Source organism: Shewanella sp. SACH, from assembly GCF_001887095.2.
Taxonomy (GTDB): domain Bacteria; phylum Pseudomonadota; class Gammaproteobacteria; order Enterobacterales; family Shewanellaceae; genus Shewanella; species Shewanella baltica.
The window spans coordinates 918,150-944,950 of record NZ_MPDG02000002.1 but is presented as its reverse complement, the minus strand read 5'-3'; the positions used below and the strand labels follow the sequence as shown (position 1 = coordinate 944,950).

The following is a 26,801-nucleotide window of genomic DNA, read 5'->3' as shown; positions in this document are numbered from 1 at the left end:
ACTAATAGGCATAGCGCAGCTTCAACGCCTCTGGATGAGGATTCAAATACACTTGCTCTTCTATGTAAGGCGTTGGGAATTCCCGCAGATAATGGTTGATAAGCGTGATAGGCACTAACAGAGGCAATAAACCTTCGCGATATTTCATAATCGCTTCAGACAGTTCTGTCTTTTGCTCTTTGCTCAAATGCTTTTTAAAGTAGCCCTGAATATGCTGCAGCGTACTGGTATGATTTTTACGGGTCGCATTGATTTTGAGGGCCGTCATAAAGCCTTCAAAGTAGCGGGTTGCGCTTTGTTCAAGATCCTCAATATTGGCCACTATCGGACCAAGCTCGCGATACCATGTAGGGCTATGCGCCATTAATAAATATTTATAGCGGGAATGAAACTTCACTAACTTATGCTTAGTCAGCCCTTCATGCTTCATCAGGTGCCAATCGTGATAGGCATAAACGCGGGTGAAAAAGTTCTCCCTCAGCACCATGTCATGCAAGCGGCCTTCTTCTTCCACAGGCAATAGTGGATATCGCTCCATCAACTTGCGGGCGAACACACCAATCCCCGACTTAGAGCCATTGTTAGTGCCAATTTTGTACTCTGTCACCCGCTCCATGCCGCAGGTTGGCGACTTAGCACAAAGCAAGTATCCGCCGAGGAAATCGAGCTCTTCAACCTTGTTTTCGCTGTATTCATTGAGCTTATCGGTCACATCTAAGCTACCGTCACCGCTTTGAACCAAGATGGTTTCGCCATCACGGACTAAACGGATACTTTTTCGGGGTGCACCTAGGCCAATCGCCATTTCTGGACAGATAGGCACATAATCGAAAAATTGCTTAATCTCTTGATTACAATAGGTAGAATTTTTATGTCCGCCATCAAAACGAACCTTCTCCCCTAATAAGCAAGCACTGATCCCAATCTGAATTCGCTGCGGGTTAAACTTGTACATAAGTCGACTCCTTGTATCACTATGTCTTTAATTACGGACCATAGTTGTACAAGGATCAAGTTTTTGTATAAATATTTTTTAAAAGTCTCGTTCAAGCGTGACTTCTGATAAATCAATTACAAATGAACCACACATAAACCTCACATAAGCCTGAGCTGGCCTCTAACTTGCTTAATAAAATACCGAGTCATCATTAGATTGAGTTGAACGCCCAGTAGCACCATTTAACCGCACAACATTAAAGCCAAAGGTGACCAAGGGACTCAATCGCAACCACTGGGCCATACCAAAAGGAATCGGACATGAGCACAATCAACCCCAACAGCTATACCAATCCCTATGCTAATTTGGCACTCACGCAACTCAAATCGAGCCAGAGTAGCCAAGCCAATGATCCCACTTTGATTAAGGCATCGGGTCCCGCAGCAAGCCAAGATACTGTAACCCTCTCCTTTTCTGTGCCTCTAGCGACTGCCGATACCTATAGCCATCTCGCACCTAACGCCAAACAAGGCTATACGGGTAATGTGCAAGCCATTGCTGGCACCCCTGAGTCAGATAAAAGCACCGACAAATTGGCTGAAGCCATGCAGACGATCCTCGATAAGCGTACAGGTATCGATAGGGAAAAACTGAAGCAGCTAGAGGCTGAAATGGAAAAAATTGCCAACGATGAAAGCCTGTCTGATGAAGAAAAAGCCAAGCAGCTAGAGTTACTGCAAGCGCAAAAAATGGATCTGATAAAGGAGTCTTCAGAGAAAAATGAACAAAGGCAGCGCAGTGTCGAACCCGAGGTGTATTACAGCTAACAAAGCAATGGAATGCCAAGGCGTGAAGCGGAATGGGGTGTATTGAGTATTGAGAGAAGTGTAAGCGGGTGTGGAAGATAAACTGATGACGTGAAGATTAGTTTATTCGTTAAAGATCAGCCTAAGCATTTGAACCTAGGCTGATCTTTAATATTTTTCGGCTCACTCTTTTGCTAAAAACTGGCTAATAGAAAGTGGCTAAAAACGAGCTGCTAAAATGCGTTACCTGCAACTGTTCTAAGACGCTTAAGCTTGTTTCTCTATCTTGTTAATACTGCCCTTATAACCGGTTTCATCAACGGCCTTGAGCAAATTATCGAGATTAAAATCCTCTGGCACAGTCACTATTGCTTGTTCGGTTTTCAACGAAGCTTTGGCCTTAATCACCCCATCGGTTTTACGCAGGGCTTTATTCACGACAGTGACACACAGCGGACAAGTCATGCCCTTAACATCCAAGGTAACCAGCACGTTTGCCGCCCAGCTCGACGCTGAACACAGGCTAAAGGCGAGAAATAACACTAACTTCATTCGAACACCTCTAATAACCAAGGTAATACAAAAGGATATAACTGAAATGCCAGCACGACAGGCACAGTTAACCAGTACAGCCACACCATCTGAGTACGACTCAACGTCGCAGTACAAAATAGTTTTTTAGCAAAATAGAGCCGCCAAAATCCCATCAGGATAAGTCCAGTAGACAGTATCAACATGGGCACTTGCAGCCAGCTCAGCTGCTCAATCCCCGACAGGCTCGCGGCCGACACCCCGAACACCAGATAAATAAGCGGGGCAATACAGCATAGGCTTGAAGCAACCGCAGCAATCACTGCGGCGGCCATCGTCGCTAAGAGTCCCTTAGCGTTGTTCGGTTGACTGGTAGTCATAGGCAAACACTTTTGGTTCATAATAATTCACAGGATCGCCATCGACTTCCGCATACGGATAACCAAAGTTATTCAGTGGTGTCTGCTCGGCTTCAGGGAATAAATCAAAGTCGCGACCATAGTTAAAGCCAACCCAGTTCATTTCCCAGTTACCAAAGAGATAATCATTCACTGCCTGAACCGCAGGATCGCTGTGCTCTTTTTTCTCTGTTAAGCGCATTTTAGTCACATCGGCAGGATCGGCGGGCAACCAACCATAACCCGCTAAATAGAACATAGCGCGGCAATGTTGACCGCCACTGACATCGGCAGCCCCTTTGTCATCGGCGCTCCCAAAGGCCTTTTTAGAGTAATGACCCATCTTGATCGCCTGACCTAAGCGAATACCAAACATTTCACGGGCAGGGATACCCACAGCGCGCATTAACGCCACAAATACCGAGTTAATGTCGGTACACTTACCGCCTAACTTGCCACTTTCTAAAATGCTGGCCACATCACCTGTACCACAGCCAATCACACTATTGTCGCGGAACATATTGGCGCTAACCCAAAGGTAAATCAGTCGCGCTTGTTTCAGTGGCTCAGTTTCGCTACCGACGATTTTATCTGCCGTTTGCTTCACAATACCGTTAATCGGCATATGTTTAGTCGGCAGTAAATAACGTTCTACATCTGCAGGATAGTGGATCTGTGTTGGTGTGCGATAGTGAGTCAAAGCGCCGCTTTTAAGCGGTTCCCAATCTAAGGTTTCAATGCCTAACTCAACGGTCATTGTCATGCTGTCTTTGGCATCTGGCCAAGTCGCAAACAGCGTTTTAGCGCCATAACTGTTGTTTGAGCTGATATAGGCATCTTTAAAACTGCCGGTGAAATTCAGCTTACTGACCCGTTGGAATTGCGTGTCTTCAGGCAAAGGGATCCACAACTTAACCACGCCCTCAGAGCCTTCAGGAGCAACAAGATGGTAAGTGTTGGTTAAGATAAAACGGCGACGTCCATCGCTTGAGCTATGTTCAACGACACTCGATTTAGAGGAAGATGCCAGTACCGGCGTGATAAAACCCGCAGTCGACAAAATAGCCGCACTTTTTAAAAAATTGCGTCTTTGCATTATGACATTCCTTTTATTGGATCATGTTAGAAAGAAGAGAACTCAACATCACAGAGCAAGATTATAGGTTCTATGGCCCTATGCAGCAATCAAACCCAATTTAGGCTGCTCACCATACAGTACAAAGGCCGTAAATCGGAGAAAAAGACGCAGTAAAATATGCCGCAGCGCTACATACTCGTGAAAATGGGATAAATGTCGACTTTTCTTAGAAGAGCAATTTTAGAAGACTAAAACGATAAAAAATTAAGAGGATTATATAAACCGAACAAATTTAAGTTTACTAAAACAAGTATCACTCGTATTTCATTTATAATCACACCGCAAAAAATATCAACATTAGTCGAAGTTAATATTTATGAGGGAGATAATTCCTAGTTATTTATCGTGCAAACGTGCAGAGTTCTCATTTAATAAAATGAGTTATTCTCTTGGCCGAACTATTATTTACAAAATATGCTTTACAACATTTTCATCTGCAAAAATGAAACAGAATTCGAATTTAGTGACTAAAATTTATACGCTTAAATCTGCAATTTAAGTGTGTACTAAAATTGCGACCTCTAAACTTGCCCGAATTCAGGTCTAGATATTTGGCGCATCTAGCGCTTTCAACTCACTTTCAACTCAATAATCACAACATAAATTCCAAACTCATCGTCCGAAATGGGACTTAGACCACTGTGTTGCAAAAATGTTCCATAAAAGTTTGCGTATGTTCACACCTGTTCTAGGCTTAAAAACGAATATACCTCACTTTAAAGGGCTTTTTTATGAAACATAAGTTTTCATTAGGTCTTTGCTCACTCTTGCTCAGCTCCACCGCTTATGCAGAAGTGAACATTTCAGGTTTTGCCTCAGTTGTCGCGGGTCAAGTTCTCGAAGGTTCTGGCGTTGCTGAGTTTGATTTAGGTCCCACCTTTCTCGCCGACTATCCACTCGTTGGTGCCTACGATGAAGATATTAGCTTTAAACCGGATACCTTATTTGGAATCCAATTTTCAGCGGATTTACTTGAAGGATTAACAGCCACAGCACAGGTCGTCTCACGCGGTGCCGATGATTTTTCAGCAAGTTTTGAATGGGCTTATTTATCCTACGAGATCAATGATCATTGGACAGTACAAGGCGGTAAAAAACGCCTACCTCTCTACTATTACAGTGATTTCTTTGATGTTGGATATGCCTATCCTTGGATACGTCCACCCGCAGATAACTACACATGGCAAATATTTAACTACACAGGTGTCAGCGCGCTATATAACTATTTAATTGGCGACTGGACCATGTCAGGGCAAGTCTATTACGGTAGCGAAGATAGTGAACCCAATAAACTGTTATCTGACTTTTTCTTCCTCGAAAATACCCGAGAAGTGTGGAAGGACATAGGCGGTATTGTTGTCCAATTCAATAAAGATTGGTTAGATATTCGCCTTACACATATGCAATACACGAATGAACGTTATATTGGTGGAATTCAGCAGGAATGGAATGGCAGCACCCAACGTTCAGGCAAATTTTATGGCCTGTCAGTTAACATAGATTATGAGAACTTCCTCTTTCTATCAGAGCTGAACCGCTTAGATCTCGATGGTAGCAATCTAGATACTTACTTGCTCACTTTCGGCTACCGTATCGATTCAGTGATGCCATACATTTCCTATTCGGACTTCAATGAAGGTAAAAATCTCGAAGTGCACCATACGAGTTCAGTAGGAATACGTTGGGATTTCCACCCCTCGGCAGCCTTTAAAATTCAATATGATGATGTTAAAGATGACGGTGGCCCAGGCTTGAAAATCGCAGGGGATTCGAAATCCATCAGTCTTGGTATTGATTTAGTATTTTAGGAGAGAGATATGAAAAAATTACTTTGCTCAATCCTACTCAGTTTACTCTCAATGCCATTATTTGCTGGCGTAGTAGTCATAGTGAATCCCAGTAATACGGATACAATAGATCAAAAATCAATCGAGAATATTTTTTTAGGAAAAACAAAGACCTTCCCAGGAGGAGCCCAAGCAGTACCGGTAAATCTTGACAGCGCTATGCCCTTAAGGGAGACATTTGACACTAAAGTATTGGGCAAGTCATCCAGCCAACTTAAGTCATATTGGTCACAGAAAGTGTTTACAGGCAAAGGAACGCCACCCAAGGAGGTCAGTAGTGGGGCGGAGATGATAAAATTAGTTGCATCTAACCCTAATATTATTGGCTATATTGATAGTAGTGAGGCCAATGATTCGGTAAAAGTTATTGCCGAGTTTTAGATTGGAGTGCCGGGCTTTAGCTCGGCACAACTTGGGGGCAAGGGATGAATTTCTTTAATAACATTTCTATTTTTAAAAAAGTTATCGCGATATTTATTTTAGCAGTCATCATTTTCGCTTTAAACTTAAGCATTAGTGTTATCTCCATAAATAAAAATCGCACCACTCTTAACTATATGGAGCAGCAAGTTTACCAAAGGGTTGAACTCGCCAATCAAAACGTGTTTTTTATCCAACGACTCGATGAGCTTTATACTCAATCCGTTTCTTTTGCCGACGAAGACCTGTTAACCAATGCAGGTACTATGTACGAATCTTTACGCAAAAACCTCCAACAGTTAGACAACGTCGATCCCTCACAAGCCAATCAACTCAACAATCTATCGGCTAAATTAACCCGTTATAACGATATGACAATTAAGCTGGCTAAAGGCATGCTGGCAGGTACGATTGATATGGCAAATATTGGCCAAATCAGCCAAGAAAAATCCCAAGCCTATGAAGCCGTACTCAATGAAATACAAAACTACAAACAAGAAAAAGTACTCGAATTTAAACAATCAATAAAAGAAGCAGGCGACAGATCGGAGCAAAGCTTATGGCTCACCCTCTCCATCGGTATCGCTTTGCTGATCGTGATGTTTATTGTCACTATCGCCATTGCACGCGCCATTAGCTCATCCGCCCGTAATGTTGCCCAATCATTGAGTGAGCTCGCCGATGGTAAGGGTGATCTTAGCCATAAACTTAACGTGTCTGGTAGTGATGAACTCGGCCAAGTATCGAGTAACTTCAATCGATTCCTTGGGTTACTCGGTGATTCAATTCGCAGAGTGGTGAATGTTACCGATCCCTTGCTTGCAAGCTCGCACTCACTCAAACAACGTATGGAAGATGCAACGCATGCAACTCAGAAACAAAGCCATGATGCCAGTGCTGTGCAAGTCTCAATGGAAGATATGCGCCACTCTGTCATCGAAATTTCACAAAATGCGCGCCAAGCCGCCAGTGCTGCCCAGATAGCCGAAAAAGAAGCCATGCAAGGTATGACTGTCGTCCAGCGGACTATTGATATTTCACAGGAATTAAATACGGGGATTCAGGCCGCTTCTAACTCGATTAATGAACTTGCCAGAGACACTGAAAATGTCACCTCTATCTTAAATGTGATTACCTCGATTGCTGAGCAAACTAACCTGTTGGCACTGAACGCTGCCATCGAAGCTGCTCGCGCGGGTGAGCAAGGACGGGGCTTTGCCGTGGTAGCGGATGAAGTCCGTGCCCTCGCCTCTAAAACCGCAGATGCAACCACAGAAATTCGTCATGTACTGCAAAACCTTAAAACGGCGGCCATTTCTTCGGTCAATACCATGAATGTGGCCATGTCGAAATCTTCAGAAAATGAAACCAATGCCCAAAACACAGGCAGTGCATTAAAATCGATTCAGCAGCAGATTGTCAGTATCAATAGCATGAACACCCACATTGCCTCGGCAACGGAAGAGCAAGCCTCAGTCGCTTCCCAAGTGGTCGATAATGTCGTCAACATGAACGCTTCATTCGAACAGACATTGCAAATTCTGTCGCAGGTTCGCAATGTTTCCGAAGGGCTAGTTGATTTTGCCGATGAACTGAAAAACGCCACCTCACAATTCAAACTTTGACCATTGTGTGAGATAGTTTTCCTCCACAAAAAATCGGTATTGAGTAACTCAATACCGATTTTTTATGCATCAAGGCTTAACTTCCCTCATTTTAAACCTGCTAACTAAACGCCAAGAAAGGTGATACACACAGCAATAAACCTGTGATGATAATGATGTACAGCGACGCACCTTTGTACTTATGCAGTGAAGGCACTTGATACACTAAATAAGCAGGGATCAAACACCCGACCAAACCAAAGATTGGACTGCAAATCGATGTAAAGCTCAGCACTGGCGCATTCAATACAATCGCGCCCCACGACAGTAGAATCGTGAAAATCATGATGCCGTAACCCACAAGCTTTTTGTTGATGCGATCTTCAGGCATATATCGACGCAGCATATTCATGGTTAGCCCTTGGCAAGCTTCCCTGAAACCAAGATACACCCCAAAGTAAGCCGTCATGACCGCAAAAATGTTCAGTGTCAGACTCAGTAATTTCAGTGTTTGTCCCTGCATACCTTGGGCGACCATGGCTAAGGCTGAGATATTTTCTTCCGATGCACGCACCGCTTGTTCATGACCCATAGCGAGCGTGAATGACACAGCATAAAAGAACACCACGACAAACAAGACACCAAAGGCAATATTCATGGCGCGCATCGCTTTAAAGCGCGCCACGGCTAAGGATTTTTCCCGCGAACGGTATGAAATCACCATAGGGCTTAAGCTTTGAATAAACAGAATCGATGTCAGCGTAAAGGGCAGCATAACGACCGCATCTTTTAACCAATCTCCCGTTGCCGGAATAGCGCCAATATTATTGATATCCCACTTATCCACCATCAATAGCCCTAACACAGCCACAACGCCCAGCTTAGTCAGCACCATAAAAGTGGAGATCTTAAACAGTAGATTTTCGCCGCGGGATGCTAAAGCAACTAAGCCGCAGATCAGCGCTAACCCGTAGAAGGGATTATGTGACAACAAGTCTTTCGTCACCCCAAAGCTCTGTAAAAAAGAAGCACTGTCATTAGTAATGGCCGTTGAATACACAAACACCCAAATAACCAGCATGATGAAGTACAAACCGCCCAACAACATGCCCCAGTTTTTACCTAAGTAACCCGAAATCACACTCGGGTAATCCTTACACTCAGGTGATTCAGCTAAGGTATTGATGAATAACCGCTGGAACATATACATAGCCGGATAGCCAATAATGCCTGACAGTAAGAACACCCATAACCCCATTAAACCGACCTGTACAGGTAAGAACACGATCCCCGCGCCAATTGCCATACCGATACTCATGATTATCCAGCCCCAATCCGTACTATCGAAGCGGGTATCTGCTTTCCACTGTGCAGCAGTAATTGTTGCATCCATTATTTCACCTTTACCTTGTTGCTATTATTTTGTGCAAATATATTTGAACAAAACAAACTCAGCAACCATTATACTCAACTTTTGTTGAACAAAGAGTTAACGCTCACAACTTAGCTAAAAACGGGATAAATAGCGCACAAATCACAGTGACAAGTGAAATTTATTAAAAAATAATTGCAATAAATGCAAAAAATACAAATAATGTTGCACATAGGCCGAACGCGGCATTCAATTTTATTTGCACGTTGGAGATACAATGAAAACCATTATTCACGCAGAAAGCGCTCCCGCAGCCATTGGCCCTTATTCACACGGTACGAGCTATGGCAATCTCATCTTTACCTCTGGCCAACTACCCGTTTGTAAAGAGAAAGGCGGCGTGGTTGACGGTGGGATCACCGCACAATCGATTCAGTCGCTAGAGAATCTCAAATACGTGCTTGAAGCGGGTGGCGGTAGCTTAGAAACGGTTCTCAAAACCACTTGTTATCTTGCTGAGATCAGTGACTTTGCCGCCTTTAACGAAGTGTATAAAACCTATTTTAAAACCGACTGCCCTGCGCGTAGCTGTTTTGCGGTGAAGGATCTTCCACTGGGCGTTAAAGTGGAAGTTGAAGCGATAGCACACGTGAAAATTTAAGTATTAACAAAAGGTTGTAAGCTGATGAAACCCCAATGGCAGCAGTATATTAACATCATCAAACAGGTCGTTAAGCCCGCATTAGGCTGCACAGAGCCCATCGCCGCCGCTTACGCCGCCGCCGTCGCTCGCGCCTTACTGGGTGTTGAGCCCGATTCAATTGCTGTACAAGTGTCTGACAATCTTTATAAAAACTCTATGGGTGTGTTTGTGCCTGGTACAGGCAAAATCGGTCTGGCAATTGCCGCAGCGGCAGGCGCCATTGCCGGTAATCCTGATGCGGGCTTAGAAGTATTGGCAGTGATCACACCGGAACAAGTCGCCAGAGCACAGGCCCTGATCGATGCGGGTAAAGTCACAGTCGAGCGCACTGAAACCGCAGAATTTATTTATTGCTGCGTTATCGCAAAAAAAGGCGACCGCGAAGCCCTAGTGAAAATCTGTGGTGGCCATACGCTTATTGCCGAAAAGCGCCTCAACGGCGAATCCGTCTTCAGTGTCGATAGCACGCAAGCTAAAGCCACGGGTTCCATCTGTGAAGGCGTGGATATCACTATCGAATCCATTTATCGCTTCGCCCAAGAAGTCCCCTTCGAAGAGATCAAGTTTATCCTCGAGGCCTCTGAGTTAAACGGCAAGTTATCCGATGAAGGCATGGCCAATCCCTATGGACTCGAAGTCGGCCGCACCATGAAAAGCGGCATAGCCGCCGGCATTATTGGTGAAGATTTACTCAATAAAATCGTGATGTTAACGGCTGCAGCCTCAGATGCGCGCATGGGCGGTGCTAATTTGCCCGCCATGAGTAATCTTGGCAGTGGCAACCAAGGCATCGCCGCGACCATTCCCGTGGTATTAACGGCGCAATGTTACAAGGTTTCTGAAGAACAACTCGCCCGCGCGTTGATCATGAGCCATCTCGGGGCAATTTATATCAAGTCCCACTATCCGCCGCTGTCAGCATTTTGTGGTAATACAGTCACCAGCGCCGCCGCGTCTATGGCCATGGTGTATTTGGCGGGAGGTTCGTTCGAACAATCCTGTTTCGCGATTCAAAACGTGATCAGTGACAGCTCGGGCATGGTGTGTGACGGTGCTAAAGCTTCCTGCGCCATGAAGGTCAGCACGTCCTCCAGTGCGGCCGTACGCTCATTTTTGATGGCGCTCAGTAGTCACAATGTCTCCGGCCAAGGTATTATTGCTACCGATGTTGAAAAAACCATTAAAAACATTGGCAAAATGATCCTCAATGGCATGTCATCCACAGATGTCACTATTATCGATATTATGTCGGCATAATGATTTTAACCCGCTGAATAATGGCGGGTTAATAACCAAAGGTTGAAATTGTGAAACTGCAAGATTTAACGCAAAGTGATCTGGATATTCTGAAATCGGTCGAAAATATCGTCGATGGCATCGCTGCTATGTATGGTCAGCACACAGAAGTGGTATTGCACAGCCTAGATGCGAAACATCCGTCTGTGGTCAAAATTGCCAATGGCCATGTCACAGGTCGAGAAGTGGGTGCGCCGATAACCAACCTTGCCTTGCTTAAACTCAAGACAGGTCAGGATATTTCTAACTCTTACCTAACTAAATGCGCCAATGGTAAGACGCTAAGATCGATCACGACAGTTATCCGCAACAGTAAAAATCAGCCCATAGGTTTGCTGTGCATTAACAGCGACATGGATGCGCCGCTGCAATCTGTACTGCGCACTATGATGCCGGATAATCTCTTCAGCACTGAAGTAACCAGCTCACCAGAGATATTTGCCCGCAATATCGATGAAGCGCTGCATAGCACGATTGACAGTATCAACCATGAAGTGCGCTCCAACCCTGGGATTTCACCCTCACAGAAGAGCCGTGAAATCGTCAATCAATTGCATGAGTTAGGTATTTTTGAGCTCAAGGACAGTGCCCAAGTAGCAGCAACTCGATTGGGGATTTCGGTGCATTCGATTTATCGTTACCTGCGGGAAATTAAAGCCAATCAAGCTTAAAGCAAGAAAAACCTCGCCTAAATAGAAAGGGCTAAGGTGTAAATAACCTTAGCCCTTGCGTTTTATTATTTTTGCACTTGTTATTCCGTAGATTGTCCGCTATGGCCCCTCATATTCCATGCCTGCACTCGGCCATCGGCCATTAATGCAATGGCATCAATCAAATTGCTGCGAATGTCACGCATTTGGCTCAAATCAACGAATTGTTTATTGATGGTCAGCGCTGGATTACCTCCCATCCACACGGCAACCGAGCCATCTTGGCGTTTAGCCGTAAACCCAAAGCCAGTAGGGAAAATATCCGTTGCTTGAGTGATTCGAGTTTTGGGTCCAGAGTGGCCATCAACCACAGTGCCATCCTGTTTTAAAAAGACAAACTCCCGCTCATAAGTCACCACTTTGCTCACCTGAGTGACTTCTTGATAATGTGGTTGCTTGTCTACCAAGTCCCAACTATCCCAAGCAATCGCGGTATTATCCTTACGTAGCGCGACAAAGCCCTCATCAACGGGATAAACCTTGTGCACGTCTTGCAACTTATTTTGTAGGACTGATGTATCAGCACCATTGAATTTACTGCCCCATACGTAGAGTTGACGACTGATGGTTAGGGCTGCAAATGCGCCGCGATTTGCATAAATATCAATCACTTTATCGGCGTGGTTTGTGGTAGATAAACGATCTGGAAACGCGACATGATGCTCAGTCAATTCGCCCTCACCCCAGGTATATACGCTGCCATCCGCCAGCAGCGCCGCAAACCCATAATCAGTGTTGACAACTTTCACTGCAGGCGCTAATTGGTTGAGTTTTGCCAGTTGTTCGCGGCCTTTCTGATCATCGCTGACAGCGCCCCAAGACACTAATTTTCCCGTCGCAGTCCTCGCGGTAAAAGCATTATTGTTGGCATAGAGCAGATCGACATGGTTAAGCTCAGAGGCCACGTGGCGACTATCGCCGCCATAAGCTTCTTCTCCCCAGGTTACTACAGTCCCATCCTGTTTTAAGGCAGCAAAGGCCCCTTCGTTAATCAACACAGAGTCAACATGGGTCATCGCAGGCGCTGCATATAGATCCGAGAACTGTGCAAGTGGTGTTGAATCGAGGATAGACCAACTGACTACACTACCATCTTGTTTAATGGCCGCATAAAGCCCCTCTCCCAACACAAAAGAACGAACGCCCGTCTGCACTTGCTTCCTTCCTATCCCCCTCCCCCAGGGGATAAGTTTACCGTCACGGGTTAAGGCCGCAAAACCACAGGTATTCTCTGTCGTGTATAGCTGTTTTACATTGACCAGAGGCTCAGCAGCATTATTGATATCGCCACCACAGTCACGATCGCCCCACGCAACCACAGTGCCATCTTGTTTGAGCGCCGCAAATGCACTGAGATTACTGTAGATTTGACTCACTTGGGCTAACTGAGCGGGCATCCGGATTTTGGACGACTCGTCAGCCACTTGAAGATTATTCGGAATGGACGTTAATGAATTATTCGCGGCGGATGGTGGTCTGTGAGCCAAGATCGTGTCAGAAATTTGCTGTTTTAATTCGGGCGATATATCAGAGCCCTGTTTATCTATGAGTAAGTTAACCACATGACCCAAGGCAAAAATCGCCAGCGCTACACCGCCCCATGAGACCTGTTTTTTATCCACAAGTATATCCTTATCGTAACTGCAAACTCTCACTGAGTTTTAACTGAAACATAACGTCGACTGAGGACGCTAAATGTGAACTGTGATTGTAACCAAAACGGGGCTAAATGACATTGCCCTAAAATCAAAACTGACCAGATTCAAGTAAGATGAGCATATGAGCAAAAAAATAAAAAGCAGCCTATCTCGCTGCTTTTATTGAATATGATGTTGAGGCAACAAAGAGCTAATCCCTTTTACCCACTTTCTCTAAACCCCATACCAGTGCAATCGCTGCCAGCATACACACAATCGCAAAGGCGAGTTGCGAAGGTAGGCCCGTCACTTGCTCAAAATTAAGCGGCGAAATATTTTGCTCCAGCAAAGGCACTTGCTCACCGTGGGAGTTAGTCCGCCAAGTTAAGGTTTCTTTCCATGGCCAAATTTTACCTAAGGTGCCTAACATTAATCCGGTTAGAAACACGATAGTGGCATCGTGGTGCTTACGCATCAGTGCCGACAATAGATGACTGAATGTCAGTAATCCCATCACAGCGCCAACGGCGAAACAGCCCAAAATATCCAGCTGAATATTTTTAGCCGCTGCTAAAACCACGGGATATAAACCCAGTAATAATAAGATAAAACTGCCTGAAATCCCCGGCAATACCATGGCACAAATCGCAATCGCGCCACCGAAGAAGATATTCATGTAACTGGCTTCTACCGCGACCGGATTCAGCACAGTTATCGCCCATGCAGCCAGCACACCTAAGGCAAATAAACCTAAACGTGCCACAGTGAAACCACTCACTTGCTTAAGCATATGCACAACAGAAATAAGAATAAGCCCAAAAAAGAACGACCAAATCGGGATCGGATGCGTCGCCAGTAACCAAGATATCAGCTTAGCAAAGGTAAAAATACTGGTCAGGATCCCCGCCAGCAGACTCACTAAAAAGCCACCATTAATATGGGCAAATGCCCCTTTTATGCCCTGCGACTTAATCACGCCCCAAAGGGAAGGATTGATGCGTTTTACACTGTCGAGCAAGGTATCGAGAATACCGGTAATAAACGCTATGGTGCCGCCCGAAACGCCTGGCACGACATCGGCAGCGCCCATGGCCATTCCCTTAAAATACGTCAGCAAATATTTCACTGTGAGTCCTTGTAGTTAAATCAATATACCATTGCCGCTAAACGACAAATTGGCCGCAATTATACGGTGTTACACTAAAAACCGCGAAATGAAGTTTGCTTAATTAAGCCGACTGGTATTTGTTGTTATCCTAATGTTACACTCATCCGACCAGAGCAGTCCAAGCTCAACTTGGAACAGGCTCAAGATAACAATACCCTTTTGCATCATTATTAAGGATGACCATGAGCCAGACAGACTCTTCTAGCACTGCAGAACAAAAACCAAATAAAGTGCTCGCGCTCTACCATAAGACGCGCCGTTATCCCTTCGGCCAAAAACTGTTTTCAATCATGGTTTCACGCATGGCGCCCTATTTCGGCACCATCAAACCACTGATCACTGAATTACGCCTTAATCATTGCGCCTGTTTAATTAAAAAACGCCATGCCGTTCATAATCATATAAAAACTGTGCATGTGATTGCGATTTGTAACGGCCTAGAAATGGCCATGGGCGTGATGGCCGAAGCCTCAATTCCAAAGCATTTACGTTGGATCCCTAAGGGCATGAGTTTGGATTATACCGCTAAAGCCGGCAGCGATATTTTGTGTATCGCCGAAGTGACGCCAGAACAATGGACTCCCGGCGATATGCTCGTCCCCGTTACCGCCTACGACACCCAAGGTGTGGTTGTGGTGAAAGGACATATCAAGTTGTGGATTTCAGAAAAACCACAGAAATAAGCGTTTTACACGAGCGCTGTGCTTAATGTCAGCATCTAAAAAGGGAGCTAAGCTCCCTTTTACTTTTTTAGCCTTCAGCCGTATTTCGTTAAAAAACTCGGTTAGCGCAATTGCACGGCGCCTTGCTCGCTCACTTTTAAGTAAGGATTTTTAAGTGCGGATTTTTAAATCCGAACTCTTCAATATGAGCTCTTAAATACGAGAGCTTAGTTCGACCTGTTAAATACGAGCTTTTAAAATAGCAGCCCTTTATCGCAGCACTACCCTATATAGCAGCCCAGTTAAACAAGATGTTAAGCAAAATGACTGGCGGTAAAACGCTCAATCAAACGGATAAAGTCGGCTTCGGCAAGCTTGGCACATGTTAAGGTTTGTTCATGGGATAACTGCACATCCCCCAATCCTTCGGCCATATTGGTAATGGCACACACAGCCAAGACGGGCAAACCACAATGCGCCGCCGAAATCACCTCTGGCACCACAGACATTCCCACTACATCGCCACCGATGATTTGCATCATGCGGATTTCAGCCGCGGTTTCAAAACACGGGCCAGAGTAAGACACAAATACCCCTTGATTCACTGCAATCCCAGCCGCTTTTGCGACACTTAAGGCTTCTGCTCTCAGGTCTTTATCATAAGCATTGGCTAGGCTAAAAAAGCGTGGACCGTAACTATCATCATTTGCGCCCGTCATGGGCGTACCCGGCATAGTGTTAATGTGATCGCTGAAAATCACTAATGAACCCACGCCGATCCGCTCTGGTCGTAATGACCCCGCAGCGTTAGTCACCAGTAACAATTCACACCCTAAGCGTTTGAAAGTACGTACCGGCGTCGTCATCACCTTCATGCTTTGGTGCTCGTAAAAATGCCCGCGGCCTTTCATGCACACTATATCGATGCCATGTAAGCTGCCGAGCACGAGCTCTCCCGAGTGGCCGACGACGGTACTCACGGGAAAGCCATCTAAATCTTCATAGGGAATCACCACTTTGTGATCTAAATTATCGGCAAACGCGCCAAGCCCTGAGCCCAAAATCATAGCAGCGCGGGGAGAGAAATTGGGTTTACGGGCTCGAATCGTCGCAAGGGCATTAATAACAGGATCATGGCTCATACAAGGTACCTCATAGCAAAGGAGTGAAAGAGTAAACGCCCTCAGTATAAGCGGGCTTAGGGTTGCAAATAATCGCGATTAATCGCACTATTGTGCTGATAAAAAGGACAATAACTAAAAAGCAGTGAGCCTGAGATGAGCAAGATAAACGCACCAGAACTCGTCACCTTGAAGATGCTGCGGTATTTTCATCGAGTGGCTGAAGTGAAAAACTTTACCGCTGCTGCCGAGCAACTGCATCTATCGAAATCTCCGCTGAGTGCACAAATCAAAGAGTTAGAATCACTCCTTGGTGTTGAGCTGTTTACCCGCAGTACTCGGCAAGTCCAGCTCACGCCCTATGGTCAATTGTTAAGAGAGAAGTGCGAGCAAATATTCGAGCTGGTGAATACCTCATTGGAGCAAGTGGCTCAGCTTGGGCGACTCGATAGAAACCATATTCGGATTGGCATCATGAGCTCGCTGTTTTGGATGGGATTTGGTGACATACTGAAAAGCTTTCGCAAGCAATGCCCTGATAATGAGCTGATCTTTCAAGAGTTATCACCTGAAACTCAAAAAGTCGCCTTAGCGCATCAAGAAATCGATTTTGGCCTAGTGCGCTACGCCGACACCTTAAATCTGCCGCACCTCATCGCCGAAACCATCACCAGCGAACCTATGGTGTTAGCGCTGGCAAATAAACATCCCATAGCCAGACGTAAAAGCATCGACTTGAGTGAACTCAAAGATGAGCCCTTTACCTTACTCTGCCGTGCCAATTCCGCCTCTAGCGATTTGATTATCGCCAGCTGTCAGGCCGCAGGATTTATGCCGCAACTGGTACAGGAAATGGTCGAGCCCAATAGCTTGATGGCGATCATCGCTGGCGATAACAGGGTATCCATAGTGCCGCAAAGTTATGCTTCACAACCTTGGCCTAGGGTAAAGTTTATTAAATTAAAACAAACTATTCCCGCCGATATCTGCCTGATTTATCGGCCAGAAATGGCTTCGCTGCCGATTCTCGATAGCCTGAGGGACTTATTGAAGCAACAAATCAAAACCATTTAGATTGTCTCCCAAACGAGTGCTATGCTGAGTTTAATATTCAGGGTTCATATTTTAAGGATATCAAGATGGATGAATTTTTAGCGGCAGCCATTGAAGAAGCCAAACAAGGACTGGCCGAGGGTGGCATTCCCATTGGTTCGGTATTAGTGATCGATGGCAAAATCGTCGGGCGCGGACACAATAAACGGGTACAAAAAGGCAGTTCAGTACTGCATGCCGAAATGGATTGCCTCGAAAATGCCGGCCGATTTAGCGCCGCCGAGTACCAAAGAGCAACCTTGTATTCCACCCTATCGCCCTGTGATATGTGCAGCGGCGCAGTATTACTTTATGGCATACCTAAAGTCATCGTCGGTGAAAACACCACTTTTCAAGGGCCAGAAGCCTATGTCAAATCCCGCGGTGTCGATGTCACTGTGGTCGATAACGCCGAGTGCAAACAACTGATGCACGACTTTATCGCCAGCCATCCCACACTCTGGAACGAAGATATCGGCGAGTAGTGGATAAGCTTTCTTCTCAGTCACTTTCTATATTTCACTTGCTATCTTTTTTGTATTTCACTTTTTGTATTGGCTGTATTTCATTGGGGGCTAGCGCCTGCTAGGCTAGCCCTCCCAAATCCCAGTGAAAAGTGGAACATGTCAACTAGCGAAAGGAACTCTGCTAACGTGCCAACCAACTTACCTAAAGACCCTTGGTCAAGAACAGACTCCACGCAGCCAGTCGTAATGGCGATTCCTGCACAGCGTAATGCCAACCTCGATGCCATTCGCGGCTTAGCCGTGTTGGGGATATTTTTTATGAATATCTATTTTATGGGCATTACTTTTTTTGGCTATGCGCCCCACGAAACGCCGCCGCTGTCGGATCACATAATCAAAGTGTTCAGTAACTTTTTCATCGAGGCGCGCTTTATCAGTCTGTTTTCCATCTTGTTTGGCGTCGGGCTTTTTATTCAATATCAGCGATTTAGCGCCAAAGGCCTAGAAGCATATCCTTTACTGCGCTCACGTTTGAAATGGCTAATGGTGTTTGGCTTACTCCACGGCATCATTGTCTGGCCTGGTGATATTTTATTAACCTATGGGATCAGCGGATTTTTAGCTTTGTGTTACAAAGATTTAAGTATTAAAGCCCTTAAGCGCAAAGCGAATATTTTTATTTTAAGCGCCTTAGTAATCATCACGTTGATTAGCCTTACGGGCAGCGATGAACCTTTCACTCGAGAATCGAGTCTATTTGCAGAGCAATACAGCGCATGGACCTCAGGCTATGCCGATCAACTGTTCCTGCATTTGATGCAAGTGGGTTATATGGCGCTGGTGATCCCTTTTACCATAATGTGGTTTACTGCGGGCTTGATGCTGCTTGGCATGGCCTTGTATCAACAGGGGACTTTTGAGCGGGGTTTTAGCAAGCCACAACTGCTGAAATTAGTGCTAGCCAGCGTGACGGTATCGCTACTCGATACCGGTTTAGACTTTACGAACAATCCTATTCTAGTCACGTTTTCAGATGTGTTAATCATGCTAAGCGCTATTCCTATGGCGCTGATTTACATTCATATTATGGTTAAAATTTGCCAAAATAATCCTAATAGACTCACGCCACTGCAAAATGTTGGCAAACTCGCCTTTAGCCTCTATATTCTGCAATCTATCGTTGGCGTGTTAGTGTTTAGGCACTTCGCCCCCGAACTGCTATTGAGTCTAGACAGATGGGGATACATGGCCATGGCACTGGTTTATTCAGTAATGCAATTACTGTTAGCCAGCCTGTACTTACGTTATTTCAAGCAAGGGCCATTGGAAAAACTTTGGCGCCATCTCGCGTTTAAAAAATACGCGGCATCACAAGAACACAAGCAAGCTTAAAAACACTGACACGAGATTGATACCAGATAATGACGAACAAAAAACCGGCCAAAACGGGCAACAGCACTTCACCTCAAACAAATCGTGCTCAAAAGAGTCGACCACAAAACAATCGCGCTCAGAACAGTCGCACTTCAAACAATCGTGCTCAAACAAACAATCGCGACCAAAGTAGTCGTACTCAAAAATCAAATGCAGCCACTTCAGGATCAAGCCTTATGCCGCTGTTATTGGTGGTGATTTTTCTTGCAGGCTTAATCGGCGCAGCGCAGCAACATATGCTGCCCTACGGCATTGCGGGCATGTACCTCACACTGAGCCTGCTGACCTTTATCGCCTACGCTATCGATAAATCCGCCGCTAAACGCGGTAAATGGCGCACTAAAGAAAGCACTTTGCATCTGCTGGCGCTCATGGGCGGTTGGCCGGGCGCCCTGTTTGCCCAAAACGTATTAAGGCACAAGTCAGTTAAAGCCTCATTTAGAAACGTCTTCTGGCTCACCGTTGTCGCTAACTTAGCCGTGCTGGGTTATGGCATAAAAACCGGCGCCGTAGATATGTTTATCTAGCAAGCTATGGATTCTATGAAAATCTAAAGTTTGTCACTAATACGCTTTAACTTATTTTAATACAAAAACAAAAGGTTAAATTATGAAAAAATTTTTAGTTGCAGTTTTGGGTGTTGCAATACTATCGGGTTGTGCCGCACCTCGCTATACAGCAAAACCAATAGAAACAAATACTAACAATGTAGAAATAGTCATTATTAAAGATAAAGAAACACGTGACGGCTTCCAAGAAACAATGGAGACATGGCTAAAAGCAAATAATTACACCTACACAGTGCAGCCTGATGGTTCTAAACATGATTTAAATAAACTCACATTAGAATATGAAGGTAATTGGACTTGGGACTTGGCATTATATTTAAAAAGCGCTGAAATTAACGCATTTCAGAATGGCCAAAGAGTTGGCAGTGTTAAGTTTCAAGTACCCTATACTGCGAACCCGAGTAAGTTTGGTAATGCTGCGAATCGTATTAGCTATATGATGTCAGCTCTATTTGGTCAAATCACTGCTGATGAAGCAACAAAAAAAGTAAATGGTTCAAGCGATTAATATCATTGAAACCTTAACTAAAAAACAGGGTAATCATAGAATTACCCTGTTTAGTTTTGCACTGTTTATTATCTTTAAAACCAGCTCAACGCGATACTGATAATCACGCCTGTGATCATCAGCTGCATTAAACAAAATCCCATAATATCCCGCGCTTTTAAGCCTGCAATTGCCAGCACGGGCAGTGCCCAGAAAGGTTGAATAAGGTTAGTCCAGGCATCGCCCCAAGCTACGGCCATAGCCACCCGAGCAACATCGGCGCCCAAGGCTTCGGCAGCTGGTAACATAATCGGCGCCTGCACGGCCCATTGACCGCCTCCCGATGGCACAAAAATATTTACAATTCCCGCGCTAATAAAGCTCCAAAATGGCAGGCTCTCGGCACTGGCTATGGCCACAAAACCTTCCGAAACACTTTGGGCTAAACCCGACTGCACCATCACCGCCATAATGCCCGCATAGAAAGGGAATTGGATCACAATCCCTGCCCCGCCCTTAATGGCCTCATTCAAGCTGGTTAATAAACTGCGTGGCGTTTGATGTAAGAGGATGGCGAGAAACAAGAATAAGAAGTTCACTAAGTTAAGGTTTAAGCTGCCACCCTGTACCCAAAAGTAATAGCCTAAGTACACAAGCCCAGCGCCACCGACACTCCAGCCGAGTAAGCGGCTATTTTCTAACTTATCCGCAGGACGGTTTTCAGGCTGACGCTCGCTCACATTGGCAGGGTTAAGCTCCAACGCCGAAGCTGCGGGTTCGCTGCCTTTGTCATCAAGGGCGCTTGGGTCGACATAAATGCTGTCCTTGTCTTCAGGCAGCATAAAGCGATTCACTAATGGCATGACCACAAAAAGAATCGCCACTAACAATAAGTTAAAGCCCGCGAAAATGGTTTCACTAGTGGGGATAATGCCAATTTGTGCTTCGGAGAAATGCCCCGCCGTTGCTATGGTTAATGGGATAGAACCCGCAAGCCCACCATGCCAAACCACAAAGCCAGAATAGGCGCTGGCGACCAGCAGCCGATAATCCACTTTCACTTTACGCGCTAAGGCTTTGGCAAATAACGCGCCCACCACTAGCCCGAATCCCCAGTTAACCCAACTGGCGGCCAGTGAGACCAAGGTTACTAAAATAATGGCTTGCGGTGCCGATTTAGCGAATCCTGCAATCGCATCGAGCAGCTTTTTAATCGGCGGCGAGCTTGCCAGCATGAATCCCGCCACCAGCACTAACAGCATCTGCATCGAAAAACTCAGCAAGGTCCAAAAGCCATCGCCCCAATAATTGATGACTTCCAGCGGAGTTTTGTGTTCTGCGACCACAGCTGCAATTAACACCACTAAGGTGAGTAAAAGGACGAAAATATAGGGATCGGGTAGATATCGGTCGACGAGTTTGACCAAAGGTTTTGCCGCTTTGTTTAGCATAGACTTTCCTTGTTTATTATCTAAATTCTAGTTTTTATCTGTTTTTATTGAATTTTTATTGAGTCTTAAGCCCACAGGTTAAGCGATCTCTAAAGCGGGATAAAGTCTTGAGGGGATTTTTAACGCCTTGAAGTGGTAGCAACAGATATCCCCCTCAATGCAGGTGTGAGTGCCGATAGCATCTCAAGCTAAAAAACTGATAATATGGCGGAAATTAACTAAGGTGCTCTTTATATGAAAATGTTACTTGCCGTTGCTGTAATTGCTGGGGTGATTTTTTACTTCTTTACCTCGATGAACGGCCAAAAAGCCGCCCAAGAGAATATCCGTTTAGGCAATGAATTTTTAACGCAAAACAAAACCAAAGAAGGTGTCATCACCACAGCTTCGGGTTTGCAATATCAAGTATTGACTAAGGGCGATGGCACCGTTCATCCTAAAGCCAGCGATACAGTGACAGTGCATTACCATGGCACTTTGATCGATGGTACTGTGTTTGATAGTTCAGTTGATCGCGGCGAGCCTATCGCATTTCCGCTTAATCGGGTGATTAAAGGCTGGACCGAGGGCGTACAACTTATGGTCGTTGGCGATAAAGTGCGTTTCTTTATCCCAAGTGAACTCGCCTACGGCAACAGCAGCACGGGCAAGATTGGCGGTGGTTCAGCGCTCATTTTTGATGTAGAACTGCTTAAGATCGATTAAATCTGTCTTCAATGAGCCTAATCGCATAATAAAAAGCCCTGCATTATCGCAGGGCTTTTTGTCCTATAACTCAAATAATATTAGTATGTTGGATGATTAAGGACAGCTTGCTGCACCAATATCAACCCATACCGCCGCAACGCCTGGTACATCACCTTTAGTCCAGTAACTCGCCTTCCACACACGACCGTTATAGCTGGTGGTTTGACCGCCGTTGTACACCACACCCGCATCCCAACCGAGATCAACTTGGCTGAGTAGCTGCCATTGATCAGCGGTGCGAGATGGCGTATTGCCCTGCGTCCAGTACTTCGCTTTCCATACCAACTGACTGTGGCTCACAGTATCACCCGTGTTGTACACCACACTGGTTTGCCAAGTAGGATAGTTACCGGCATTAGGATCGGTTGCATCACAACCACCACCGATCACTTTTGGCGTCACGGTGAGATTCGTCGATGCGCTCGCATCCAAGGCACCATCGGAAACCAGCACGCTCAAACCATAGCTGGTCGCTTCGGTGACATTAGGCCCAGTGACCACTAAGGTGGCACTATTTTGTCCGGTTGCCGACACGCCAGCGGGCACAGTCCAAGCGTAAGTTAAGGCATCACCGTCGGCATCAGAGGCACTCGCCACTATGCTAACGGTTTTACCCGCTTCCACTGTTGCAGTGGCAGCTACACTCACCACGGGAGCTTGGTTCGGAGTATCCGCCTTATTGGTCACTGTCACTGAATCTGTGGCAGATAGCCCTTCTGGATCTGTCACTTTGAGGCTAAAACTATAGGCAACATCGGTTTGCGTTGCACTCAGTTGAATCGCCGCATTCGCCATATCCGCGTTTGTGATGGCAATCGTTGGGCCAGACACTTGAGTCCAAAGATACGTCAGCGCCTCATTTTCAGGATCCCGCGAACCGCTGCCATTGAGCACCACATCGGCGGGACCTGTGACATTCACATCCGCACCCGCATTGGCAATCGGCGCTTTATTCACCGGTGGCGTAGTTCCTTCGCCATGACCTAAACCTTCGTGCATCGCATTTAGAATATCGCCGTTATCGGCATCAATTTCCCATGCAAATAAACCACCTAACTGATTGGCAAGCACATATTGGCCCTTAGCTTTAACGGAACGAGCATCATCGAAAGTGATTAAATCCCCCGTAGATGCCTTGAACAATGATGGCGCCTCGGCCGTTTCATCATAGCTGTAAGTCCAACCGCTCCCCATGTATTCGTTCACTATCTGGCGATAATCCACTATGCCATCTTCCCATGTGCCTTTCACTTTGCCCGTCGCTGTCCCCGTGAATGGGTTATTGCCCGTGTAGCCATTCACGCCTGTCCAGCCGCGGCCGTACATAGCAGCACCAACCACAATTTTCCCTGGGGTTACACCTTGAGTTAACAGAGCTTTAATACCCTTGTCTGTGGTGTAGCGGGTATCAGGATCCCAACTCGCCTCATAAAGATTGGTTTGATGACCGAGTTCAGTATTTGTCCAACCGCCATTGAAGTCGTAACTCATCAAGAAGATGTAATCCATGTACTGCTGAGCAGCCTGATAATCGACCTTTGCCATTTTTTGAGCATCGATACCAATTGCGGAAGTCAGTTCATAGGTACGACCCGTCTCAGCACTTAACTCGTCGAGCATGGCGCGCAGTTCACGCATCAGGGTTACATAGGTTTCACCGTCATTGGCATTACCTAAGTTTGGATTCGCACCGCCACCACCTGGATATTCCCAGTCAATGTCAACGCCGTCGAAGAACTTCCACGTTTGCAGGAATTCCTTCACCGATGCGACAAAGGTATCGCGCTTAGTTTTATCGCCAAAGTAGAAGAAGGGATCAGATAACGTCCAGCCACCGACCGAAGGTAAAATCTTTAGATCGGGGTGGGCTTGCTTCAACGCCATCAATTGGCCGAAGTTGCCTTTGTAGGGATCGGAGTAGTCACTCACGCCCGCCTGTGGCATTTGGACCGCCGCCCAAGGATCATGGATAGCGACTTTAAAATCTTCACGGCCACTACAGGCACGTTGCAACGCTTGGAAACTGCCGTCGATTTCTTTCAAGCTATCGTTAATGCCATCACCACCGCAAATAGGGGTAAAGCCATATAAAATATGAGTTAAGTTCTGTGCTGGGATTTTATCGACAGGGAACTTACGGCCATACACGCCCCATTCTACAAAGTAACTGCCGACCACTTTGCCCGACTTGTTAACGTATGGACGATTGTTTTCTTTAAGCGGAGCATTGAGTGGCACTAAATGGCTGCCATCGGTATCGGCCACGAGGATTTCTTTGGCATCGCTCGCCGTACAACCATCGCTGTTACACAGTTGCACTTGCATCTGATAACGGCCGCCTTTGTTCACCTTAAAGTTAGCGGTTCCCGAAGCGCCTGAGGGGCCTTCCCAAGCTACATTACCGTTGAGCAGCACTTGGGCTTTATTGCCCACATCACCACTCCAAAGGTTCCAGCTGACGGACACGTCGGCAGCATCTTTAATGGTCACCAACTGATTGTAAGCCGTAGCGGCTTGATTAACTTCGATAATAGCGAACTTGGTTTCGCCCCAACCTATAGTCGGTTTGCCGGGCGCTGCGGCAAATGCACTGGCACTCACGGTAGATGCCAGCGCCGATGCCACCAGCAAGACTGATGTTGAAATTTGAGTCTTGAACATGAGATATCCCTATTGAATTTTTTTATATGAATCAATAAGGCAAACAAAGCGTAGACAGGAAACAACACTCTCTTAAGACCATGCAACACGACTGACAATTGCACGAAGAAAAACCTGTGGTATCCCCGCTATCATAGGTACAGACGAACCCTTAGACCGGAGGCTTTGCGTCCCAGTTTTTCAACTGGTTTGCCTTTTACACGCAATGACAACGTTGTCATTGCGATAATCAGCATAGACGTAAGCGCAATAAAAATGCAACAAAATATTATCAACTAAGGTAGTGGTCTGATAAGAAAGCAATTAAATACAGTTCAACTATTTCTAATATTTACTTTGATAATTAAGGATTTGCTGACTATTTTAGCCATAAAAAACAGGACACGATAAGCCAAAGGCATCACCTGTCCTGTTATCAATTTCACTATTTATGCTGCGAATACTGCTTAAATTGCTAGGGCTGAGCCGCTGAACTCTAATAATTCAAAATCATAAGCAAACAGCATCTATGATCCTTATACGCGTGGATAATCCCTTGCGAGCATCACAGATAAACCTCTGCACACTAAGGTTTCCATATCATCGACGCGGTTGATTTTCATCTCAGCTAAGGGCGCGCTCAATGCCATTTGCTTTAAGCTTTCGAGGCAGCCTTTGTAGTAAGGAGCACTGTTCATCATGTTACCCGCGAGCCAAATCCGATTGGGATTAAATAAATTCACTGTCCACGCCAGCCCCATACCAAGGTAACTGCCCGCACGGTATAAATCATCCTGAGTAGTGATGTTACGGCTACGCACAGAATCGCCACTGGCGAGTTGCTCTAAACTAAATTCGCCTGATTCAGTCATCACGCGGCAATGCCCCAACTCCCCTGCAACCCCCGTCGCACCTGTAAAAGCTTGCCCATTAAACGCAATCGACATCCCTATCCCGGTGCCGCACATGACCAACAACTCACAGGCATATTTGGCATCGCACGTGGCTTGCATACCCGCATCCATATCGTTGCAAATAAACTTAAGCTCGCCTTGAGTTTTCACTGTGTCAAAACTCAAGCCATTGAGTCCGGGTAACGATTTACAGGCAACCAAACGATTATTTTGTACGAGTCCTGGTACGCCAATCGCTAATTGGTAATGCTGTAAATCGTAATCGCGTTCAAGCGCAGCGATTTGATTATTTAACTCTTCAATTTTAAAACCTTCGCCTGTGGGGATTTTATATTGTTCTGTATGTCCCGCGAGCTGAAGTTCGAACAGGGCTGTCGTACCGCCCACATCTATTGTTAGTATTTGCATCGCTTACTCCACTGATACATGCGCCCCACTCTGACCCCGAGCGGAGATGGCAAATGTTAGCATAGGGTCCAAATGTTAGCGATTGAATAAAACTTAAGTCGCTAATTTGTAAGGAACAAGTCTACAAAAAATATGACTGACATTTTGTTTTACTCAGGTTTTATGCTAAGAATCACACAAATAAATTAAGGGTAAAACACTTAGCTTGCTCATCACAGTCAGCACAAATTCACGATTGTATA

At 45.6% G+C, this 26,801-nt stretch carries 25 protein-coding genes and 1 riboswitch; of the genes, 14 read left to right on the top strand and 11 right to left on the bottom strand.

The genetic code is table 11. The annotated features are described in order from the left end of the window. Position 1: 1 nt before the first annotated feature. Positions 2–955, bottom strand: a complete 954-nt coding sequence (locus tag BM607_RS12025) for a DUF523 and DUF1722 domain-containing protein (protein ID WP_006082548.1) — start codon at positions 953–955, stop codon at positions 2–4. Positions 956–1,257: 302 nt separating this feature from the next. On the opposite strand from BM607_RS12025, the gene BM607_RS12020 reads away from it, so the two are divergent. Beyond that, a complete protein-coding gene (locus BM607_RS12020; RefSeq protein WP_071938302.1) occupies positions 1,258–1,764 on the top strand; it encodes a hypothetical protein in 507 nt (168 codons plus the stop codon). 246 nt (positions 1,765–2,010) lie between these two features. On the opposite strand, the gene BM607_RS12015 is transcribed toward BM607_RS12020, so the two are convergent. From BM607_RS12015 to BM607_RS12005, 3 genes are read right to left on the bottom strand one after another with little or no spacing between them, the layout of a single operon-like run. Beyond that, positions 2,011–2,295 carry a heavy metal-associated domain-containing protein gene (locus tag BM607_RS12015; protein ID WP_063884572.1) on the bottom strand — a complete coding sequence of 95 codons (285 nt, stop codon included), beginning with the start codon at positions 2,293–2,295 and terminating at the stop codon, positions 2,011–2,013. Beyond that, on the bottom strand, positions 2,292–2,609 hold the full coding sequence (locus BM607_RS12010) for a hypothetical protein (RefSeq protein WP_063884598.1): 318 nt from the start codon (positions 2,607–2,609) through the stop codon (positions 2,292–2,294). Before BM607_RS12010 ends, BM607_RS12015 begins: the two co-directional genes overlap by 4 nt. A gap of 16 nt (positions 2,610–2,625) precedes the next feature. After that, complete coding sequence (locus BM607_RS12005; RefSeq protein ID WP_071938304.1) at positions 2,626–3,768, bottom strand: transglutaminase domain-containing protein; 1,143 nt, start codon at positions 3,766–3,768, stop codon at positions 2,626–2,628. A gap of 773 nt (positions 3,769–4,541) precedes the next feature. Here BM607_RS12005 and BM607_RS12000 point away from each other — a divergent pair. From BM607_RS12000 to BM607_RS11990, 3 genes are read left to right on the top strand one after another with little or no spacing between them, the layout of a single operon-like run. Then, positions 4,542–5,618 carry a hypothetical protein gene (locus tag BM607_RS12000; protein ID WP_063884570.1) on the top strand — a complete coding sequence of 359 codons (1,077 nt, stop codon included), beginning with the start codon at positions 4,542–4,544 and terminating at the stop codon, positions 5,616–5,618. Between the two features lie 9 nt (positions 5,619–5,627). Next, positions 5,628–6,038 (top strand): phosphate ABC transporter substrate-binding protein, encoded by a 411-nt coding sequence (locus tag BM607_RS11995; RefSeq protein ID WP_071938305.1) that lies wholly within the window; start codon positions 5,628–5,630, stop codon positions 6,036–6,038. Between the two features lie 44 nt (positions 6,039–6,082). Further along, positions 6,083–7,702 (top strand): methyl-accepting chemotaxis protein, encoded by a 1,620-nt coding sequence (locus tag BM607_RS11990; protein WP_071938306.1) that lies wholly within the window; start codon positions 6,083–6,085, stop codon positions 7,700–7,702. Positions 7,703–7,802: 100 nt separating this feature from the next. On the opposite strand, the gene BM607_RS11985 is transcribed toward BM607_RS11990, so the two are convergent. Beyond that, positions 7,803–9,074: an amino acid permease gene (locus BM607_RS11985; RefSeq protein ID WP_071938307.1), complete on the bottom strand. Its 1,272-nt coding sequence runs from the start codon at positions 9,072–9,074 to the stop codon at positions 7,803–7,805. A gap of 256 nt (positions 9,075–9,330) precedes the next feature. Here BM607_RS11985 and BM607_RS11980 point away from each other — a divergent pair, with 256 nt between their 5' ends. Genes BM607_RS11980 through BM607_RS11970 form a run of 3 tightly spaced genes read left to right on the top strand, consistent with a single transcriptional unit; the run spans position 9,331 to position 11,723 of the window. Continuing rightward, on the top strand, positions 9,331–9,714 hold the full coding sequence (locus tag BM607_RS11980) for a RidA family protein (RefSeq protein ID WP_006085736.1): 384 nt from the start codon (positions 9,331–9,333) through the stop codon (positions 9,712–9,714). Between the two features lie 24 nt (positions 9,715–9,738). Next, complete coding sequence (locus BM607_RS11975; RefSeq protein ID WP_012587139.1) at positions 9,739–11,013, top strand: L-serine ammonia-lyase, iron-sulfur-dependent, subunit alpha; 1,275 nt, start codon at positions 9,739–9,741, stop codon at positions 11,011–11,013. Between the two features lie 50 nt (positions 11,014–11,063). Beyond that, on the top strand, positions 11,064–11,723 hold the full coding sequence (locus BM607_RS11970) for a PAS domain-containing protein (RefSeq protein WP_006085738.1): 660 nt from the start codon (positions 11,064–11,066) through the stop codon (positions 11,721–11,723). Positions 11,724–11,803: 80 nt separating this feature from the next. Here BM607_RS11970 and BM607_RS11965 read toward each other — a convergent pair whose 3' ends face one another. Together BM607_RS11965 and BM607_RS11960 are read right to left on the bottom strand one after the other, a co-directional pair. Next, the gene (locus BM607_RS11965; protein ID WP_071938308.1) at positions 11,804–13,384 is read right to left on the bottom strand and encodes a hypothetical protein; all 1,581 of its coding nucleotides are present in this window, start codon (positions 13,382–13,384) and stop codon (positions 11,804–11,806) included. A gap of 226 nt (positions 13,385–13,610) precedes the next feature. Further along, a complete protein-coding gene (locus BM607_RS11960) occupies positions 13,611–14,525 on the bottom strand; it encodes a DUF368 domain-containing protein (RefSeq protein ID WP_071938309.1) in 915 nt (304 codons plus the stop codon). A gap of 224 nt (positions 14,526–14,749) precedes the next feature. Between BM607_RS11960 and BM607_RS11955 the strand changes: the two genes are divergently transcribed. Beyond that, on the top strand, positions 14,750–15,250 hold the full coding sequence (locus BM607_RS11955) for a DUF4442 domain-containing protein (RefSeq protein WP_006085741.1): 501 nt from the start codon (positions 14,750–14,752) through the stop codon (positions 15,248–15,250). Between the two features lie 293 nt (positions 15,251–15,543). Here BM607_RS11955 and xapA read toward each other — a convergent pair whose 3' ends face one another. Continuing rightward, on the bottom strand, positions 15,544–16,371 hold the full coding sequence (gene xapA / locus BM607_RS11950; RefSeq protein ID WP_071938310.1) for a xanthosine phosphorylase: 828 nt from the start codon (positions 16,369–16,371) through the stop codon (positions 15,544–15,546). A 135-nt stretch (positions 16,372–16,506) separates the two neighbouring features. Here xapA and BM607_RS11945 point away from each other — a divergent pair, with 135 nt between their 5' ends. The 5 genes from BM607_RS11945 (at position 16,507) to BM607_RS11925 (ending at position 20,420) form a co-directional block, all read left to right on the top strand. Further along, a complete protein-coding gene (locus tag BM607_RS11945; RefSeq protein WP_071938311.1) occupies positions 16,507–17,424 on the top strand; it encodes a LysR family transcriptional regulator in 918 nt (305 codons plus the stop codon). Between the two features lie 65 nt (positions 17,425–17,489). Further along, positions 17,490–17,927 (top strand): nucleoside deaminase, encoded by a 438-nt coding sequence (locus BM607_RS11940; RefSeq protein ID WP_071938312.1) that lies wholly within the window; start codon positions 17,490–17,492, stop codon positions 17,925–17,927. 168 nt (positions 17,928–18,095) lie between these two features. Further along, positions 18,096–19,301, top strand: a complete 1,206-nt coding sequence (locus tag BM607_RS11935; RefSeq protein ID WP_170927467.1) for a DUF418 domain-containing protein — start codon at positions 18,096–18,098, stop codon at positions 19,299–19,301. Between the two features lie 29 nt (positions 19,302–19,330). Further along, a complete protein-coding gene (locus BM607_RS11930; protein ID WP_087486523.1) occupies positions 19,331–19,870 on the top strand; it encodes a DUF1294 domain-containing protein in 540 nt (179 codons plus the stop codon). An 82-nt stretch (positions 19,871–19,952) separates the two neighbouring features. Next, complete coding sequence (locus BM607_RS11925) at positions 19,953–20,420, top strand: Sbal_3080 family lipoprotein (protein WP_012587132.1); 468 nt, start codon at positions 19,953–19,955, stop codon at positions 20,418–20,420. Positions 20,421–20,494: 74 nt separating this feature from the next. Here BM607_RS11925 and BM607_RS11920 read toward each other — a convergent pair whose 3' ends face one another. After that, positions 20,495–21,850 (bottom strand): TIGR00366 family protein, encoded by a 1,356-nt coding sequence (locus BM607_RS11920; RefSeq protein WP_071938314.1) that lies wholly within the window; start codon positions 21,848–21,850, stop codon positions 20,495–20,497. A gap of 234 nt (positions 21,851–22,084) precedes the next feature. On the opposite strand from BM607_RS11920, the gene BM607_RS11915 reads away from it, so the two are divergent. Continuing rightward, positions 22,085–22,555 carry an FKBP-type peptidyl-prolyl cis-trans isomerase gene (locus BM607_RS11915; RefSeq protein ID WP_071938315.1) on the top strand — a complete coding sequence of 157 codons (471 nt, stop codon included), beginning with the start codon at positions 22,085–22,087 and terminating at the stop codon, positions 22,553–22,555. A gap of 96 nt (positions 22,556–22,651) precedes the next feature. On the opposite strand, the gene BM607_RS11910 is transcribed toward BM607_RS11915, so the two are convergent. Then, on the bottom strand, positions 22,652–25,258 hold the full coding sequence (locus tag BM607_RS11910; protein ID WP_071938316.1) for a glycosyl hydrolase family 18 protein: 2,607 nt from the start codon (positions 25,256–25,258) through the stop codon (positions 22,652–22,654). Between the two features lie 115 nt (positions 25,259–25,373). Continuing rightward, positions 25,374–25,462, bottom strand: a riboswitch (cyclic di-GMP riboswitch). 311 nt (positions 25,463–25,773) lie between these two features. After that, positions 25,774–26,559, bottom strand: coding sequence for an ROK family protein (locus BM607_RS11905; protein ID WP_071938317.1), 786 nt, complete (start codon positions 26,557–26,559; stop codon positions 25,774–25,776). Positions 26,560–26,801 lie beyond the last annotated feature (242 nt).